The sequence below is a fragment of the Methylococcus sp. EFPC2 genome (assembly GCF_016925495.1).
Lineage (GTDB): Bacteria > Pseudomonadota > Gammaproteobacteria > Methylococcales > Methylococcaceae > EFPC2.
The window spans coordinates 1,935,206-1,954,458 of record NZ_CP070491.1; the positions used below are offsets into that span (position 1 = coordinate 1,935,206).

The window sequence follows — 19,253 nt, forward strand, 5'->3', positions numbered from 1 at the left end:
CTTAATCCAGGAAGTTTTCGAAACCGATCAGCGGCAGCACGCGCTGGATGTAGGGATGCGCGGCAAAATGCTTCTGCACCGCATGGTCGGCCAGGTGATTGGCCAGGGCCACCAGTATCATGGCCTGATCGAGGCACAGGTAGTTGTAAGCCACTTCGCCGCTCAGAGGATTCACGGCGTCGTAGAACCCGAATTCGCCATAGACGGGATAACGCTCCAGTAACTGGCGCAGATTGGCGATCGCCGCTTCCGGCTCGGTCAACAAGGCCAACACCGCCGCGTGCGGCGTCACCACGCCATCGCCGTAGCCCAGCGAACCCAGCAGGCGCACGCCGTATTCGCCGTAGCGCTCAGACCCTGGCGTGGAACTGGGAGACATGCCCCAGACCAGATATTCCAGATCGTCCAGCGCGTAGTGACGGTGTATCTCGGTGTGTACCCGGTCGTTCCGGCCCAGGCTTTCCGGCGCGTAGCGGGCTTCGTCCAGCAGCAGCGCGGGCATCAGGGCCTCGAACAGGCTGCCGCCCCAGGACGGCACATAGCGGTAATCCCGCCATTCGTAATAACCGCCGGTCCAGCGGAATCCGTTCGCTTCCTTCTCCCGGCGATGGGAGGGCTCCCGCGACTGCCAGGTGAACTCGTTGGGGTAGGTACGCGCCATGGCGAACCAGTGCGCCTCGGGCGCCTCACCCTTACCGATGGCGATCAGGCTGCCGAGGCGGGCCTCCGAATAGAGGGCCCCATAGTGATAACTGGCCCGCTGCCCCAGGTTTACGTAGTAACCGTGCGACATCAGATTCCAGTTGGCGTCGTAAAAGAAACGGTAATCGCCCTGGGCGATCAGGCGATCCAGGCTCTCGGCCAACTCCGGAAACGCCTGCCGCGCCGTCATCAAGCCGGCGGTCAGCCAGGTGGAATCGACGAAGGAAACGAAATTGCTGGTGCGCTCCAGCGTCGTGGTGTTGTAGTAGTTGTAGAAGAAACCCTGGTAGGTCTCCATGCGCTCCAGCGCATCCAGGGTGGTTTTAAGGCGCGAGAGGGCCTCTTCCCTGCCGATCAGGCGCAACTCGGTCGCCGCGATCACGCCTAGAAAATGGAAACCGATATTGGTCGTGCTGGTATAGTCGCCGATGAAGGCCTGCTCGACGGCCACCGAGTCGGCGGTCAGATGTACCCGGTCCAGGGGCAGGCCGTGTTCGCGGTCGGTCAACGCATCCAGCCCCCGCCAGGTGTCGGCGGCCAGTCGCAACAGCAGTTCGCGTTCGTCTTGCGGCAGGGTCTTGGCGTCCACCCGGGCCTGCCCGGGCCAGCCGACGAGCCTATCCTTCAGTGCCGCCCGCGCCTCCAATCCGCCGTTATGAGCCAGATCCCAGGCGTCTTTCTTGCGCGCCACCACCTGGTCGTTGGCCGAAGGGCCGGGGTTACCGGTTTTGATCAGCTCGATATCGTCGATCAGATAAGCCCCCTTGTTCACCCGGGTATCGCGACTCGCCAGGCCGATGTGCAGCTCGCTGAGGTGGTTCCATGTTCGGATGCCCAGCATCTGGTTGAGGGGTATGCTTACCCGCTGCCAGTCCGTGCCGATGTCGCTCACGCGCACGCGGGCGACCTCCTCCAAGCCGGCCGCTCCTTCACGCGGCCGGTGGAAACCGATTTCGAACTGACGGTTGAAGCCGGCCTCGCCGTCGCCCCGCACAAGCAGGGTCAGATGGTCATAATCGGTGGCATCGAGATCATCCAGTTTCAACCGCGCTTCGACACCGTGCTCGGGTGGACTGCCCTTGGCCTCGGCGGGCATCTCGTAGCGCAAACGCAAGGCGCGCACCGGCTTCCCGTCCCGCTCCGTCTTGGCGAGGGCAAGCTGCATGGCCTTACCCGCGCGGCCGTCCGTCAAGCTGCGCCAGTCACGCCTCAGCTGGTCGGCGGTGATTTTCTCAAAATCGGCGATGACCGCCTGTTTGAGGGCCCCTGCCAGGGGTTCGGCGGCCAGGAAAGAAGGAAGACAGAGCAACAGGGCGAGGGTGTGGCGTCCGAACACGAAAGGTCTCATGCGGGTTGGCGGAAGCGGCTATTCTACCCGGCCCAGGTCCGCAGGAGACAACGCGGCACACGCCGCTTAGGCCCGAGACAGACGACGGATGCTCCGCGGGCGAGCACCTCACCCCACTCCCCGATGGCCATCCGAATCGCAGGGCACACGGAAGACACTCAAACCGGGCCGCCCGCAAGGAGTTCCTGCGAGCGGTTTAACCGATCCTACTCGGGAACGCGCCGACTCAATCGGAGGCTTAAAACGATCCTGTTGTTGCGTCGACTGCCTCCCCCGCCGAAACGGGCCGCGCCCCGCTAGCGCGCGACCGTTCCGAAAACCTGGGTCGCATAGCGGATGGTCGTGCCACTGGCATAAGTGAACTGCACATTCAGCACCACAGACTCGCCCGGTTTGAGCAGCGTCTTGCTCACATCCAGGTAGTAATGGCCCGTCTGATCCACCTTCGCCCCCGTTATCGACACACCGGTGCCGGTCAGCTCGAACACCACGCGGATCGGGCTCTTGATATCCATGATCGAAGCATTGGTCAGGGTCAGGTTGACCGAGCTGGTCATTTTCCGGGTCTTGCGATCCAGCGTGGTTTTCTGATCGGACGAGACGATCAGCACCAGATCGCTGACATCCTGCTCGCGCAGTGCCGGTGCGACCTTAACCACGACATTGTCGCTGGTTTCGGTAGCACCATCGGACACCGTGACTTTCAGTACATATTCGCCCGCCACGTCCGGTACGAACGCCGCTCTGGCCGCTATGTTCGCATCGGGCGTGATCGCGCTGTTGTCGAGACCGCTGCCGGTCGGCACGGATACCAGACTCCAGGCATAGCTCAAAGGCCAGGGCCCCTGATCGGGATCGTGGCTCGCCCCCGCATTCAAGGCGGCGGTGTCGCCGAGCTGCAGCGCGAGATCGGACCCCGCATCAGCCACAGGCGGCACGTTGGCCGGCGTGACCGTGATATTCAGGGTATCCGTCGCGGTGTCCCGGCCGTCGAACACGTGCAGTTCCACGGTATAAACGCCTGGCAGATCGGTGCTGAACTGGGCCACCGGCGCGGTCTCGTCCTGCAACACACCGTGACCGGCCTCCGGCTCGCTCAACAGGCTCCAGGCGTAGGTCAACGCCACCGGGCCGGCATCGGGATCGAGGCTGCCGTGACCGTCGAGCACCGCCGTAGCGCCCACGGCCACTGTTTGATCCTGCCCGGCTTGCGCGTTGGGCGGCACATTGGCGGCTGCCGCGGCGATCTCCACGTACGCCGGTTCGCTGTCCAGCTTACCGTCCGAAACAATGAGTTCCAGCCGATAGAGACCGGCGACATCGGGGACGATGCGCGGGCTCGGCGTGTGATTGTCGGCGATAGACGTATCCACCAGGTCGCTGCCCGCGGGTACCGCCAGCAAGCGCCAGCGGTAGTCGGTCAGCAAATCGCCGTCCGGGTCGCTGGAGGCCGAACCGTCAAGGGCGACGGCGGAATTCGTGTACACGTTCCGGTTTTGGCCGGCCTGGGCCGCCGGCGCGCGGTTGACCGCGGCCGTCGCGATCTGCGCGAGCAGATCTTTCTGCACGGTGGCATCCGTCGTCGAGCCGATCCGGACTTTGACCGTGCCGTTCAGACCCGGCGCTTCCAATCGTACCCTGAGGCTCAGGCTACCGTCGCCCAGACCGGGCAGGCGGAACAGCGAGACGCTCTGGCCGGGCTGTCCATCCTGGCCTATCAAGGTCGCCGCAGCGCCGCCGCCGACCTGAACGATGCTCGCCGTATAGGCATCTTCCACGTTGCCGGTATTCTTCACCCGCAGGGTGAAATCGGCGGAACCCGGATTCGGCAGTACCTGCGTCGGCGGGTCCAGGCTGGCGTCCAGGGCTTTGTGCGGAGCAATTTCGACATTCGCGCCGGCCGTGGCACCGACCGCCCCGTCATTGCGGGCGACCGCGTGGCCAAACAGGCTCAGTCTGCCGGGCAGCGCCCAGTCGTAGTTGCCGAGCGCCACACTGACATCCCAAAACGCGCCAGGCAGCAGGTCCACGCTGGTTGTTCCCAGTATCGCCGACAAGGCGCCGGCACCGCCCAAGCTGAGGTCGAAGACCCCGCCCAGGCGGCCGGTATTGGATACGCGAAGCAGCAAGGACGTATTCGGGCTGCCCTGGTCCGGCAGGAAGGCCAGGGCCACGCCGTAATCCGACACCTTGAGCAGACCGGAGGCCGTGTTCGTCACCGTGGAATCCGTGGTAGACACGGCGGACACCAGGACCGGATAGTCGCCCGCCGGCGTGCCGGGAGGCGGCACCACGACCAGACTGACATCGCGGTAGCTGCCGAGCCCCGGAGCGACCGCCACGGTCTGCTCGCTGAAGCTGGCGGCGAATCCGGCCGGCAGGCTCGCAACCAGGTTGTAGCTGTCAGCCGTCGCGCCGACGTTGGACAAACGGACTGTGTACAGCGCCTGCGTACCCTGCCCCGCGGCGACCACTGCTGGCGTCAACCTCAGGTCGAATGCACGGGTATCCAGCGCGACTTCGGCCGCGGAACCTCCCGCCTCGCTGATCACGATCTGGGCGTTCACCCTGTCTTTCACCCCGTCGGCCGTGGTGGCCTGGACGGCGAATCCCTCGCTGCCGGGCAGGCTGGTGTAGGGCACATGTACGCCCAGCGCGAAAGTCTTAACCTCGCCGGCCGCCAGGTTCAGCGTAGCCGGCAGTTCATAGCTGCCGTCCGGCAAGCCGCTGACGGACAGGTCGAAGGTTTGCGCGTGGGCGAACGGATTGCTCAACGTTACCGTGAAGCTGGTGCTATCACCCGCGGTGGCGCTCTGTACCGCCGGGGCGAGCGTAAGGATGTGCTGCGCACTCACGAAGAGCGGCGCCAGTTCCAGCGTGCCGTTACCGGCGACGCTGGAATAGTCCACCGTGGTTCCCCGGCTGATCTGGCGCACTTCGCCGGGCTGCATGCCCTTTAGTTCGGAAAGCAGGCTGAACGACTGCCCCGCATCCGAATTGATCAGTCCGTCCCACTGCAACGACGCGGTATCGCCGGTCGTCGTCTGCGACGAGGGTACGGGGCTGAAAGAGCCTGCAAGCGGAACGCTCCCCGTCGTGGCCGCCGCGCGGTGATCCACATTCACGGTGATCGAAGACAGATTCTCGAAGATGGTCGGCAAGGCGATCTGCACCCAGGTGGTAGAGGCCAGCCGCCGCTGCACATCGGGGGGAGCATCCCAGGAGCCGTCCTGCTTCTGCGCGCCAAGCAGGTATTCTGCGCCCGCGATGATGGCCGGATCGGTGCTGCTGCGCGCGACCAGCAACAAGGCTTCCAGCGCCTCGGCCGAAGGCAGGGGACCGGAAGGTTCGCCACCGCTCGGTGCGTCCTCCCAGCCGCCGTCTGTGCGCTGAGTGCCGCGCAGGAATTGTTCGACCGCATCGATCCTGGACTGTGCCGCCGCAGCGTCGACGCCGCTCAGGTAAGGCAGGGCGGCCTTGAGCCCGATGATGGTCTGGGCCGCGGTGCGCACGTTGCGCCGGTAGAGCCAATCGGCGCCGGATAAGGCGTTCGCCGCGCGGGTCAGCGCGCCGAGATAACGCCCCTTCCGTTCCGCTGTCGCATAGCCCGGCTGCAGGCCGCTCACCTCGACGAAATGGCTGTCCAGGGTCGGGTTGACGTCGGTGGTGACCTCGACCTTGATCTTTTTCAACTGCGCGGCCGGCCACACCTGGGCGATACGCAGACGATCCAGGCTGACCGGACCGTTGAAGGTCCACAAGCCCTGGGCCGGAGTGACGCGGCTGTCCTGCGGCCCATACGCCCAACCATTATTTTGGTCGTCTTTCACGCCATCGATGGTCGTGGCGATGGGGTAGCCGACTTGGGAGAAATTCGCCGCCGCTCCGGAAATCGGCAAGGCCGCAGCACCCTGGAAGGCTTCCAGCTCGTTAAGGACGAACAAGCCTTGTCCGTAGAAAGTGTCGGAAATACTCAGGCGCACTGCGGTGACGTTGGCGGCCGGGGCGAAGCCCAGTTCCAAGCTACGCCCGGGATTGCGCAGGAATTCGAGCCCGCCTCCCTGGGGGTCGAATTCGGCCGGCGGCATGGGCACGAAATCCCTGCCGGCCGTGGCGTCGAGCGCTTTCGCCAAGGCCTGGATATTGCCCGCGGTATGCGTCGCATTGGCCAAGCTGGCGATCGTCGGATCGGCGTCGATGTAGATCTTATTGGCCCTATTGTCGGCGGCATAGCTCCAGGATCCGTCGACCGACTGGCGGGTCAGCAGCCAATCCAGGGTCTGCAGGAAGCGATAGGACAGGCGGTCGAAATTCGCCCCGCGGAAGCGCGACACGGTCCAGGCCCACAGCGAGCCTTCCGTGATGTTGTCATTATCCGGCATCCAGCCGGTTTCGGGTTGCTGCCACGCCGCATGGGCGTCGACGAAGGCGCGCTCGAGATCCGCGTCGAGCGGCAGTTCCGGCAGCTTCTGCTTGGCCACCGCCAATCCGGTCGCTGCCTGGGCCTGCACATGACAGCCGTAGCACTGGTAGTTGGGCTGGTAACTCCATTTCTGCCAGTTGGCGACTTCCGGCTGCTCCCACAGCACGCCGCGGGTCATGGCATCGCGCACGCGCTGCGGCAACGATTCGTTGGGACCGGAAACCTGGCGGACCTCGAGGGTTTCCGAACCGCGGTTATCCGAGGAAACGGTATCGTAGATCCAGAAATAGACGTCGGAATGGACCGGCACATACAAGCGGTAAGTCCTTCCTGCCGATGCCGCCGCGGCCTCGGCCTGCGTGGCGGCGGCGATGGCCTTGCCGGTGCCGGCATAGCTCTTGCCGGTCACCGCCACCGTCGATTGGAGATCGTATATCCAGGTCTTGCCGAAATTCTGGCTATCGTCCGGCCAATACGAGATCGCGCCGCTCGTCTGTTTGATTTCGTATATGCCCGCGTTCAGGTTGAGCTTTTGTCCCACGCCGTAGTTTCCGGCGCCGTTGGCGATGGCATCCAGCGTCACCGTTTGGGTCGGTACCGGCGTGGCGACGCCGTCGCCGATGGCCAGGATTTCGTCGGTCAGATAGAAATAGTTGGCGTCGCGGCTGTCGTAAGTGCCCGTGATGCGGATGTAGCGCATCGCGGTGGGCGGCAGCTTGATACGCTGCAGGCCGCGCTGCTCTCCGGCAGTCTTGTCGGCGACGGAAAAGAAACTGACGTTGTCCAGTGAAGCCTCGATCTTGTACTGGGCATACCGGTTGTCGCCGTCCCAGAGCCTGAACTCGAGGGTGTCGATAGTACGGGGTTCTGAGAGATCGACCTGGATGTAGCCGCCGTTGCGGTTGACGCCCACATAAAACGGACTCCCCGGGCCGTAATAGGGATACCCGGTATCCAGGTTGCGAGTTTCGTCCAGTAATTGCGCCGCCGGAACGCTGGCAGGCCCAGAATTCACTACTTGCACGTTGGCGCCGCGGCTGGCGGCGGCCCAATCGATGCGGTCCAGGCTGGGATCGGTGGGCTCCAGGCCCACGATACCGCCGCCGCCCGCGGCGAACTGCGGGGTCACGTCGATGGACGTGGCGACGCGGGAATCGCCCGGCGGTACCGCCGCCGGATACGCCGCGGCCACGGCCTTGATCGGTACACCTATGCCTAAGCGCCCCTGCCCCAGCCCACCGGCAATGGCTTTACCCGCCCGGTCGGTCAAGCGTACTTCCAGGGCATAATCGCCCTCCGGCCAACCTAGCGCGCTGACCGTATCGAGCAGAAAGGCCGTGCCGTTTTCTTCGCCGCCTATGCTCAGGCTGGTCGGGTTGGCGCTTTGGTAACGAACACTGCCGTCCGCGTTGCGCAGGATGACGGTCGCCAGAGCCTCTATCGCTATGCCCGAGGGGTTGGCGATTCTTGCCTGGATGCGGGTAGAACCGTCTTTCAGGATGAACGGCGGAGTCCCCGAAACCGACAGCAGGTTGACCGTAGCCGTGGCGCTGAGCAGCCAGCCGTAGGCCTGGACCGGCTTGTCGAAACCGGCGACCCGGGCGACCACACGGTAAGAATAATGGCCGGCAGAGTCCGGTGTGAGCGTGACGGGAATCGTGCGGGTAGCGCCGGGCTCCAGGTTGACCGCGGTTACGCCGACTGAGGCCGCGACTCCCGCCGGCAATCCCTCCAGCGCCAAGCTGAGCGAGGCCGGACGCTTGCCCCGGTTTTTCAGCGTGAGACTGGTTGTGTGAGCGACGCCGGGCTGGGTCGCGCCCGTGTTGGGCGACAAGGCGGCCACGACGCCTAAGGCGGAGGCCTGCGCGAGGTCGGCGAACACCGCCGGAACCAGGGATGGGAGCGCGCCGATATCCTTGCGCTGAACCAGCGTGGCCAGGTTTGCGCTCTCGGAAGCATACGGCACCAGCAGCGGATCGGCGGCGGCCAGTTTGCTCAAGTTTTCCGCCGCTAGCCGCAGTCGATCCCACAGGCCTTGGTCGCCGGGGGCGGACTGCAAGCGATCGTATGCGTCCCTGAAGTCGGCCAGAACTCCGGCCAACTGCGAGTTGCTGCCGACAGCCGCCTGATCCACCGACTTGTCTATGGCCACCGCCTGGCTCGAACGGAGGTTCAGCCGCAGAGCAACGGCACGCTGACTGGGCGGCGGCGCATCGGCAATGTTGCCTTGGACGACGATATCCAGGCTACGGTTGATCGCCGCACCCGGATCGATGCGGACGGTCAGCGGAAACTGCCGTGACTCGCCGGCGGCCAGAGTCACTTCCGCCGGCAGACCGTCCAATTGCACGCCGTCGGGCAACACTGCGCGCAAGGCCACGCGCTCGCCGAGATTGCCCGATGCAGTCAGCGTGAGCACGGGCGTCAGCGTTCCGCCAGGAGTCACACTGACGGCAGTGGCGTCCAGGGTGAGGCTTACCGCGTGCAAAGCGGGCGTCGTCACCTGGCTTTGTGCAGTGTCCTGCACGGACGGATTCGAGGTGCTGCTGACCTTCAGGGCGAAGGGAACCGAGCTGCCGGGCGGACTGAGAGCACCCGCGGCCGGGTCTAGGCATACGCCCACTTCCGCGGTCTGCCCCGGCGGAACGGTCACCGACGGCAGGCTGCTGCGGGCGCTGAAACCGGCGGGAGCCTGGCTGAAGGCCAGCCCGTAAGTATCGGTGGCCGGCCCGGTGTTGCGGATTTGCGCCTTGAAGATCGAGGGCAATTGAGCCCCGTTGAATGGCAGATAGAACAATGAGTCGTTAACTATCTGCGCCGACACGCCAGCCTGGCTTCCGGGGTTAACCGGAACCGGACCTGCGGCGAGAGGGCTGGAGAGGAAGGGGAAGACCGCTGGGTCGCCGGGGAAGTTGTACTTGAGCCAGTTCAGGCCAAGTTGCAGACCGAGGCCAACGGCTTTGCGATAGGTGTCGTACAGCGCGGGGGCGATGGGGTTGACCGTGCCGCCCAGCTCTGCGGCCGCGTCTTCCAGGCATTGGGCGACTTCCAGGAAGCCGCCGCCGGTACCTGAACCGGTCACGCCGCCGACGAAGGCTTCTTTGAGCTTGCCCTTCAGGCATTTGCCCGCCTTCTTACCGAGCTCATCCATGGATGTCGGCGTTGCGTTTTGCAGGATCTTGTTGACTTGGGGGATGACGGTGTTTTCCAGCTCGCTTTTGGCGTCCTTGACCACCTCGGCCAGCGAGGAGCCAGCCACGCCCTTGGTGGCGACGGCGGACAGGAAGGGGCCGATGAATCCGTACTGGGCGATGGCCCAGCCATGTATAGTGCCTATCCAGCTCAGCATCGCCTGGTTCAGAGGCCCGGCCGCGGCGGTGTACAGCACGCCTATATACTCGCCGATGGCGCCGTGGCTGCCGTCTTCCAGCACGCTGATGGTGTGGCCGTTGGTCCAGTCGGTTTCCAGCCAGCCCACGGTTTCCCGCCCATCCACCGTCACCATGCCCGTTGGGGCCAGCACGGTCCTGCCCTCGTCCAGAGCCTGGGAAATGCGCGCCTTGGCCTCGCCCGACAAGGCCAGCGTTTCCAGCGCCTCCGAGGTCTCGCGGGAAATCAGCCGTACCGGCTTATCGTCCGGCACCTGGGCGAAGATGCTGCCCACCGACAGCGCGGTCTGGCCCGTCAAGGCGGTCAGCACTTTTCCTTCCAGCACGCTTTCGAGGTAGCCGCGGAACATCTCGAAGAAAAAGGCGGCGTTTTCCGCCTGTCCCGGCAGGGGCAGAGCCAACACGTCGTTCTTCTGCAGGTCGAGCTTGAAGCGCAACGCATCTCCCTCGTGTTTCGACAGCGACAGCACGACGCGCGGAGAAGCGTAATAAGCCTTGGTCAGATAGCCTTTCTGCAACTGATCCAATGCCAGATCGGACGCCAGCGCGTAGGCGATCCCGTTGGTCTCGTTGGCGACGATGGCCTGCTTGCGGGCGACCGCGTTCGCCTGGGCCAATAGCGCGAACTGCGCTTCGGTCTGCGGCCCCGCTGCGGGTATCGCGTCGACCCGGGGCCTGAGCGCGTCCAATTGGTCCTTAAGCAGTCCCGTGCGCAGCTGTTGCGCCTCCATGGCCAGGGGGTCCTGCAGACCCGGCAGGATGTTGGCCGTGACGATGTCGAGATCGGTCACCAGCGGCAGGGGGCTGGCGGTAGACGAGGCGCTGCCGCCGTTGCGCCGCTGGGCAAAGCCTATGCGGTCGCCGAGGCTGCGCGTGAGGATCTTGGAACGTCCGTCGGGGTCGACGATTTCCGTTTCCAGGAATATGCCGGTGACGACGGTGTTGCCTGCGGAGAATCCGCTCACCGTCTGCTCCTGGTAATCCTCCCCGCGGATAAGCATGTCGTCGTCGATGTCGCCGTCGCCTCCGCCGATCAGCAAATAAGGCGAGTAGGTGTTGCTCGTCACGCTGACGAAAAAGGCACCGAACGACGAAACGTTGACCGAATGGCCGACGGACAGCGGTTTTCCGACCAATTCGGCGGTGGTAAAGCTTTGGTTCAGGACCGTCTTGACGTCCGCTCCGCCGTCGGAGTATCCGCTGATCAGGCTGGCGAAGGGCGTGCGGAGCTCCCGCTTGAGGCGAACGGCCACCCGGTGCCGCAAACTGTCGGGGATATCTACGAATACGTCTTGCGCCGCAACCAGATTCTCTCCCAGATTCAGGTGAGTAGCACTCGGGTCGGCCGGCTGAAACCCGCCGCCGCTATCGAACTCGACCCAGTAGTGCTCCTTGGCGGCCGCGAGTAGTTCGGCCGACTGCCCCGGCGCGGAAACCAGGGTGTCATCGGGAAGACAACCGACCACGCTCAGCGGCGTCCGGAACATCGAGAGTACCAGCGGGCGGGCCAACTCGTCCATCAGTATGCCGTGGGCATAACGGGCCTTGACGTTCGACACCCGCAACAAGGCCGCCAGCAGACTGGCCTTGTCCAGCGAGTTGCCGGCCTTGCTCCACAAGGTTCCCCGTGCGCCGCGCAAGGAACCCTTATAGATTTCGTTGCGGATTTCGTCGCGTACGTAAGCGTATATGCGGGCGGGATCGTGATTCAGCTCCGCGGCTTTTTGCGTGACATAAGGATCGCTGGTGTTGGCTTCGGGCGTCGAGCCGAGATAGTCGTCCGCAGCGAGGTTGCGGGGAGTGAGGGTGACGCTGGAATTCGCGACCGCGGGCGGCGCCGTGTCCGCCGCCGCCGTGCTGAATCCCAAGGGGATATGGAATCCGCCCGGCCCGTAGCCCAGGTTGCCTGGATGCAGGTTCTGAAAGTAAAACCCTATCAGTACCACACGACATACGGCTTTGAAAAAACCGGAACGTTCCATACCCATATCTCTCACCTCTCGTTGGATCCCGTTGCCCGGGTCTCGGACACCCGGTGCCACGACTTCGCCCTCTTGCGGATACTTGCCCACGCCAACATGGCTGGCTGATCCCGACAACCCATCGCCTGCCCAATCGCCACTGCCGAAGTTGCTACGGAATTACACTGGGCCAAGGCGACGACTTTCGTATTTGGCGGAAGTCCTGCCCGCCACGTTCGCCGTTCGATCAGCGAGCGTATTTGCGCCGGGCCACGGCCCCGAGCGCACCGGCCAGTAACAACACGACCACCGGCGGCTCCGGCACCGCAGCCGGGAGCGGAGTGATAGCGATGTTGTCGACGCCGACCGTGCTATCCCCACTCACCCCGTTCTGATTGAAGAATTCCAGGGTGGGTATGACATAGCCGTAACTGTTGTTGAATGAGATAGAAAAGTGCCGCCAGTCACCGCCCTTGGCACTAGCGCCTACCGTTCCCGCGCTGTTGGCGACGCCATTGACATCCAGGTCGAACAAGGCCAAGCCGTCGTCGAAAACGAGGCCAACCGGGTCGAACTGGCTGATGTCGTCGATGAAGTAAAGCGATGCAAAGACCACGTCCCGAAATACGCCACTGGGGACGTCGGCGGAAAGCCCATTCAAAAAATCGAACTCCAAGCGATAGTTTCCGGCCGCCAGGGCGACGCCTTGGTAAATCGAGGAATAATCCGCGCCCGAGGCATCACCCAGCACGGCCGTCTGGCCGCTTGCGTCGACATTCCCGGTGGTGGCCCAACCACCAAGCCCCGTAGAAAAATCGCCGTTGACGACACCGGCGCTGGCCCCGTTACCGAGAACGCCCAGCGACATAAACAAGAACACTAAGAAAGCCACGTTTTTCATGCCTACCTCAAGCTTAAACACGGAGTACGAGCGGCCGCTGGACCAGACCGATACCAAGACCTTTGGTACCCAAAGCAATATCGGCGCCATATCAATAAGCCTATGAAACTATAAGGCTATTTTTTAGCCTGCCCACTGCCTGCGTAGACTTGTAAAATTCTTCGACATCGGTAGCGAAAGGGGAAAGCACCGCAGATGGCCGGACCTTTTCCATGCGACTAGTCGCGGCATCGCCAAGGAAAAGCCAAGCGCATCGCGGATTCGCTTGCGCCGCAGGGTAAAGTCGGCACACCGGCACCACAATTCCCTCGATTGGGGGTATTGCGGAACACTCGAATGCCAGGGGCGACAATCGGGTGAGGATCTAGCCCGAAAAGAATAAAGGCCCGATTGGTCGTAATGACGCCAAACGGGCCTAAAGATGAGGATGGGCGAAGCCGAAGGCCCGCCCGCAGCGGAATGAATTAAGGCTTCAGCGCGACGGCTTCGCGGGCCAGATGCTTGATTTCCGCCCACTTGCCGCCGGCCACCAAGTCCTTGGGCGTGAGCCAGGAACCGCCCACACAGACCACGTTCGGCAGCTTGAAGAACTCGGGCGCATTCTGCACGTTGATGCCGCCCGTCGGGCAGAAACGCACCTGGGGGAAGGGGCCGCGGAAGGCCTCCAGCATCTTGACCCCGCCGGCCTGGACCGCCGGGAAAAACTTCTGCACGTCGAAGCCGAATTCCAGGGCCTGGATCACTTCCGAAATCGTCGCCACACCCGGCAGGAAAGGCAGCTTGCTGTCCGCGACCGCCTGCAGCAGTCTAGGCGTACTGCCCGGCGATACGCCGAACTGCGCCCCGGCATCGATGGAAGCCTTCAATTGGTCGGGGGTGGCGATGGTACCCACGCCCACGATGGCATCGGGAACCGACTGGCGGATGGCACGAACCGCGTCCAGGCCCGCGGCGGTGCGCAGGGTGATCTCGAGCACGCGTATGCCTCCTTCTACCAGGGCGTGAGCCAAGGGCACGGCGTCTTCCAGCCGCTCGATCACCATCACGGGCATCACGCTGGTTTCGGCAATAATCTGATCCAAATTCATAAGAGTCGACTCTGAGTTGATTAATGGGGATGGAGGCACGCTATACGGCCGCCTCATTCGTCGAAATCGAAGGTGAACGCACCGCGCTCGGGGGTGTCCGCCAGCTTACGGAACCCGCTGAACAGCTCGCGGCCGAGTCCGAACTGGTTGCCCGACAAATCGGCCGTCTCGATCTCGCGCAGAGCCCAACGATCCTCGGGGACCTGGGCTTCCAGCCTACCGTTGACGGCGTCGAGCAGGATCATGTCGCCGTCGCGCAGCAGGGTCAAAGGCCCGCCCATCGCGCTTTCCGGGCTGATATGGATGGCCGCGGGCACCTTGCCGGAAGCGCCGGACATCCGGCCGTCGGTGACGAGAGCGACCTGGAAACCCCGGTCCTGCAGGATCGCCATGGTCGGCGTGAGCTGATGCAATTCCGGCATGCCGTTGGCACGCGGGCCCTGGAAGCGGACGACGGCGACGAAATCGCGTTCGAGCTCGCCGCGCTTGAAGGCCGCCAGCAGGTCTTCCTGCCGGTCGAATATCAGGGCCGGCGCCTTGATCACCCGGTTTTCCGGAGCCACGGCGGAAACCTTGATGACACCGCGGCCGATATTGCCGATAACCAGGCGCAAGCCGCCGTCCGGGCTGAAAGGCTCAGCCGCCGTCGCCAGCACGGCGGCATCGTGGCTCTTTTCCGGAGCCGGCCGCCAGGCCAGCTCGCCGTTGTCCAGCCACGGCTCTTGGGTCCAGCGCCGCAGGCTGGGACCGAGTACCGTGTTCACGTCTTCGTGCAGCAATCCGGCGTCCAGCAGTTCGCGGATCAGGAAGGCCATGCCGCCGGCCGCGTGGAAGTGATTGACGTCCGCCTTTCCGTTGGGATAGACGCGGGCCAGCAAGGGCACGACCGCCGACAAATCGTTGAAATCGTCCCAGTTGATGTCGATGCCAGCCGCACGGGCGATGGCCACCAGATGTATGGTGTGATTGGTCGAGCCACCGGTCGCCAACAGACCGACGATGCCGTTGACCACGACGCGCTCGTCGACGATATCGCTCAAGCCGGGCGCTGACGAATCCAGCGCGAGCTCGACCGCCCGGCGGGTGGCGGCGCGGGTCAAGGCCTCGCGCAAGTCCGTGCCCGGATTGACGAAGGAGCCCGGCAATTGCAAACCCATGATCTCCAGCAACATCTGGTTGCTGTTGGCGGTGCCGTAGAAGGTACAGGTGCCGGCGCTGTGATAGGACGCCATCTCGGATTCCAGCAACGCGTCGCGGTCGACCTTGCCTTCGGTGAACAACTGCCGGACCTTGGCCTTTTCCGCGTTCGATATGCCGGAAACCATGGGTCCCGCCGGCACGAAGAGGCCGGGCAGATGGCCGAAGCGCAGGGCGCCGATCAGCAAGCCCGGAACGATCTTGTCGCACACGCCGAGGAACAGATTGGCGTCGAATACGTGATGGGCCAGCCCCACGGCGGTGGACAGGGCGATGACGTCGCGCGAGAACAGGGACAAATCCATCCCGTCCTGACCCTGGGTCACACCGTCGCACATCGCCGGCACGCCGCCCGCGACCTGCGCGGTGGCACCCGCCGCGCGGGCCTCGGCCTTGATGATCTGCGGATAGTGTTCGTACGGCTGGTGGGCGGAAAGCATGTCGTTATAAGCCGTGACGATGCCGATGTTCGGCGCCTGGGCCGCTTTCAACACCAGTTTGTCGTTGGCGGGTACCGCGGCGTACGCGTGGGCGACGTTGGTGCAGGCGATGCGATTGCGCTCGACGCCGCCCTGGCGGGCCCCGCTAATGCGCTTGAGATAGGCCGCGCGGCGTGCTTCGCTGCGGGCGCGTATACGTTCGGTGACGGCAAGCAATATGGGATGCAAAGGCATAGAAGTCCGGCTGATGTAGGGGGCTGATTATTATAATTAGAGGGGCGTCGTCGACGCCTCATAGCCCGGAACCTGGAAAAAGGCGCCGCATTTAATCCAAACCCAAATGGGGTGTCAAGAAACGGCCCGGCTCAGGGCTGGCAATACGCGGCTGTGTTGGCCAAATCGGCGGGCTGGCGAGCCGTCCCGGGATCGTAACGAAACCCTCGACGTGGACGCACGGCAGCGCCCTTGTTTGACGCCGACTCGGCGGGAAAGGCGACGGGTTGCGACTAACCCGTCGCCGGAGGGCGGGCCTTACTTAGCAGAGATATTCACTTTCGGCGTCCAGCCGGACTTGCCCTGGCATTCGCCATCCTGTATGGCGACTTTCACGAATGAAATGGTGTTGGCGACGGTCTCTTCTTCGAGGAGAGCGGTAGCGCCCGGCTTGACCACGCAAATGTTCTCTTCGTCTCCGGTATCCGCGGAACCCAGCTTGCCGGGCACGGCCACCAGCAGCGTATCGCCGATATTAGGATTGCGTACGGTCACGGTCTGCCCCACCGAAACGTTGGTGCGTACCTGAGCGATCTCGCCATCGCCGCCACGGAGGGTCAGCAGCAGTATCACCGCCACCACGGCCCCGCCCACGACGTACAAGGCTTTGGGATTGGTTTTCAAGATGTTCAGCACAGCGGCCGCCCCGCCTTGGGCTTCGCTTTGGGTTTCGTTTTCGTTTGCCATCTTTTGTTTTACCTCTTTCTTTTGGAAGACTCCGCCGTTCGCATCGAAACAGCCAAGGAGTGCGCGCAAATTAACATGATGTTGAGGCGATGCAAACCGGGCATTCCCTGCCCCGGGACCGCTCGCCAGCGCTAAGACTCCGTCCGCTCGAAAAAGTTGGGTGGCCGCTCAGTGTTTGCAGCCGCAACCGCCCGCACCGCAGCCGTGCCCCGTAAAACTCGGCTCGGGCTTGCGGCCACCGCCTTGAACGGCCGGCGCCGACAACTTCTTGCGCGCCTCGCCGCCGCACGATGGGCAGTACGGGGCGGGATCGGCGATCTTGTGGACTGCGGTGAAGTCCCGGTGACAGGACTGACATTGGTAGTCGTAAGTAGGCATGGTTTTCTCCCCGTGAACCGTCGGCTTAAACAGACGCTGCCTATTATCCCACAAGGTCAAGGGTAGGAAACCAAACCCGGCCTTGCCCAGCACGCCATTTGCGCAAGCGTAAAACCGGTTATGTCGGGAAGCAGAATCGACGACAAATCGTCTTGTCAAGCCATAAGTTTTAGTGTCCGATGCACCGGAGCAGCGCCACCGTGCCGGCTTGAGCATACGCTGAATGTCTTCGCCCGCGAACCCCGGGAGGATCCATGAAACACACGCCGTTTGGCTTCAGTCTTCTGGCCGCCTTGCTTTACACGGCCCTCGCCGGGGCGGAGCCGCTGGGCCTGCCTCCGGTAAACATACCCGCCGACAACCCGCAAAGCCCGGACAAGATCGCTTTGGGCAAGAAGCTGTTCGAGGATAAGCGCTTCAGTTCGACCGGCGAGGTGAGTTGCTCCACCTGTCACGACCCGGTCAAAGCCTTCACCGACAGCCCATTGCCGACGTCCAAGGGAATACACGACGCCACGGGCACCCGCAACGCACCGACCGTACTCAACGCCGCTTACTTCAAACGCCAATTCTGGGATGGACGTTCGCCCAGCCTGGAAGACCAGGCCATCCATCCCTTCGTCAACCCGATCGAGATGGGGCTGCCGAATCACGAGCCCATACTGAAAATCGTGCGCTCCGATCCCCAGTATGCGAAGGCGTTCAAGACGGTATTCGGCACGGCGGGCGAGGCCATTACGCTGACGGAAGTCACCCGCGCCATCGCGAGTTTCGAACGCACCGTGCTGTCCGGCGATTCGCCCTTCGACCGTTATTATTTCGGCGGCAACCAGGACGCCCTGTCGCCCGCCGCAGCCCGGGGATTTCAAGTTTTTCTGGGACAGGGGCGTTGCGTGTCCTGCCATGTTATCGAACAAACTCAGGCGCTATTCACCGATCATCGCTTCCACAACATCGGCGTGGGCATCAACCGCATCCAGGACGACGTGCCGCGTCTGGCCGGCGCTTTCCTCGAGGCCAAGGCGCGCGGCGCGGATGTCGACGTGACCGTACTGAGCGACAGGAAGAGCTCGGAACTGGGCCGCTTCGCCATCACCGACCAGTTCGACGAACTGGGCGCGTTCAAGACGCCGACCCTGCGCGAAGTCGCGCGCACCGCGCCCTACATGCACGACGGCAGCCTCAAGACCTTGCGCGAGGTGGTCGAGCATTACAACAACGGCGGCGTCAGCGATACGAAGACCCGGGTGAACGACTTCCTGAGCGGCGGCATCCGTCCGCTCGCTCTGAGCGAACAACAGAAGTCCGACCTGGTCGCATTCCTGGAAGCCTTGTCCAGCGGTCCGTCGCAGGAATCGGCCAAATCCGCCAAAACGCCGAGGAGCAAGCGGCCATGAGCAAGATGAATCGACGCGATTTTATGAAGAACACGGGCGCTCTGGCCGTCGCCGGTAGCCTGCCGGTCAGTCTGATCGAACTGGCCTTCGCCGACGCCAAGGAAAACTTCACCCTCGCCTACATCTCCGACTCGCACATCCAGCACATCAAGGGCAGCGAATTCGTGCGCAACTGGGACCGAGGGCTGATCCGCGCGGTGGCGGAAACCAATCTGCTTACGCCCAAGCCGGATTTCATCGTCTACGGCGGCGATCTGGCCCAACTGGGAACGAAAGCCGAACTCGACCATGGCGCGGAGATCCTTTCCAGCCTCAAGGGCAAGGTCCATCACGTCATGGGCGAGCACGACTATTACCTGGACCTCGGGGCCTACTGGGAAAAGCTGTTCGGCCCGCAGCATTACAGTTTCGACCACAAGGGCGTGCACTTCGTGGTGCTGAACAGCATTCTCACCCACGACGAATGGACCTTCCACCGCTGGCCCACCCCCGAGCAGCGCATGGCCGAGATGGCCGGGCTGGACAATCCCAACGGCTCGCCTTTCATGGTGGGCGAAAAACAGCGGGCATGGCTCAAGGACGACCTGGCCAAGGTGGACAGGAAGACCCCCGTCGTGGTGTTCTCCCATTCGCCTTTGCAAAAGATCTACAAGGGCTGGAATTTCTGGACCGAGGATGCCGACGAGGTGCAGGCCTTGCTCAAACCCTTTGAGAAGGTCACCGTCATCTACGGCCACGTACACCAGATCCAGTACAACCAGATCGGCAACATCAGCTTCAACTCGGTGATGGCGACCGCCTGGCCCTGGCCCTATCCCACGGCCTACAAGCAGGCCGAGGTTTACCTGCCCAAGCTCACCGTGCCGATCAACCGCGCCGATCCTTTTCACGAACGCGACGCCACGGGCTGGCAGTTCATCAACCTGGCCAGCGGCAACGCCGACCTGCATTACACCTTGTACGACAACCAGCGCCGCGTAGTGGCCTACAACACTCAAACCCGGCAACCCGAGGACACGCAGTATCAAGCGCCGGAACGCCGCATCCCGCCACAGAATCATTATTGAAG

General features: G+C 63.4%; 9 protein-coding genes. 2 read left to right on the top strand and 7 right to left on the bottom strand.

The genetic code is table 11. From position 1 onward, the window contains the following. Position 1 precedes the first annotated feature (1 nt). The 7 genes from JWZ97_RS08105 to JWZ97_RS08135 all read right to left on the bottom strand — a co-directional run bounded on the left by JWZ97_RS08105 (position 2) and on the right by JWZ97_RS08135 (position 16,787). Positions 2–2,050, bottom strand: coding sequence for a glucoamylase family protein (locus JWZ97_RS08105; RefSeq protein ID WP_205434261.1), 2,049 nt, complete (start codon positions 2,048–2,050; stop codon positions 2–4). A gap of 296 nt (positions 2,051–2,346) precedes the next feature. Then, positions 2,347–11,850 carry a discoidin domain-containing protein gene (locus tag JWZ97_RS08110; protein ID WP_205434262.1) on the bottom strand — a complete coding sequence of 3,168 codons (9,504 nt, stop codon included), beginning with the start codon at positions 11,848–11,850 and terminating at the stop codon, positions 2,347–2,349. A 220-nt stretch (positions 11,851–12,070) separates the two neighbouring features. After that, complete coding sequence (locus tag JWZ97_RS08115; protein WP_205434263.1) at positions 12,071–12,724, bottom strand: PEP-CTERM sorting domain-containing protein; 654 nt, start codon at positions 12,722–12,724, stop codon at positions 12,071–12,073. Positions 12,725–13,188: 464 nt separating this feature from the next. After that, positions 13,189–13,812: a bifunctional 4-hydroxy-2-oxoglutarate aldolase/2-dehydro-3-deoxy-phosphogluconate aldolase gene (locus JWZ97_RS08120; protein WP_205434264.1), complete on the bottom strand. Its 624-nt coding sequence runs from the start codon at positions 13,810–13,812 to the stop codon at positions 13,189–13,191. 53 nt (positions 13,813–13,865) lie between these two features. Continuing rightward, a complete protein-coding gene (gene edd / locus JWZ97_RS08125; RefSeq protein WP_371822616.1) occupies positions 13,866–15,677 on the bottom strand; it encodes a phosphogluconate dehydratase in 1,812 nt (603 codons plus the stop codon). A 303-nt stretch (positions 15,678–15,980) separates the two neighbouring features. After that, positions 15,981–16,409, bottom strand: a complete 429-nt coding sequence (locus JWZ97_RS08130; RefSeq protein ID WP_205434266.1) for a hypothetical protein — start codon at positions 16,407–16,409, stop codon at positions 15,981–15,983. A 168-nt stretch (positions 16,410–16,577) separates the two neighbouring features. Then, complete coding sequence (locus JWZ97_RS08135) at positions 16,578–16,787, bottom strand: FmdB family zinc ribbon protein (protein WP_205434267.1); 210 nt, start codon at positions 16,785–16,787, stop codon at positions 16,578–16,580. Positions 16,788–17,041: 254 nt separating this feature from the next. On the opposite strand from JWZ97_RS08135, the gene JWZ97_RS08140 reads away from it, so the two are divergent. Together JWZ97_RS08140 and JWZ97_RS08145 are read left to right on the top strand one after the other, a co-directional pair. Further along, positions 17,042–18,184, top strand: a complete 1,143-nt coding sequence (locus JWZ97_RS08140; protein ID WP_205434268.1) for a cytochrome-c peroxidase — start codon at positions 17,042–17,044, stop codon at positions 18,182–18,184. After that, positions 18,181–19,251 carry a metallophosphoesterase gene (locus JWZ97_RS08145; protein ID WP_205434269.1) on the top strand — a complete coding sequence of 357 codons (1,071 nt, stop codon included), beginning with the start codon at positions 18,181–18,183 and terminating at the stop codon, positions 19,249–19,251. The genes JWZ97_RS08140 and JWZ97_RS08145 overlap by 4 nt, the downstream gene beginning before the upstream one ends. The last annotated feature ends 2 nt before the right edge of the window (positions 19,252–19,253 follow it).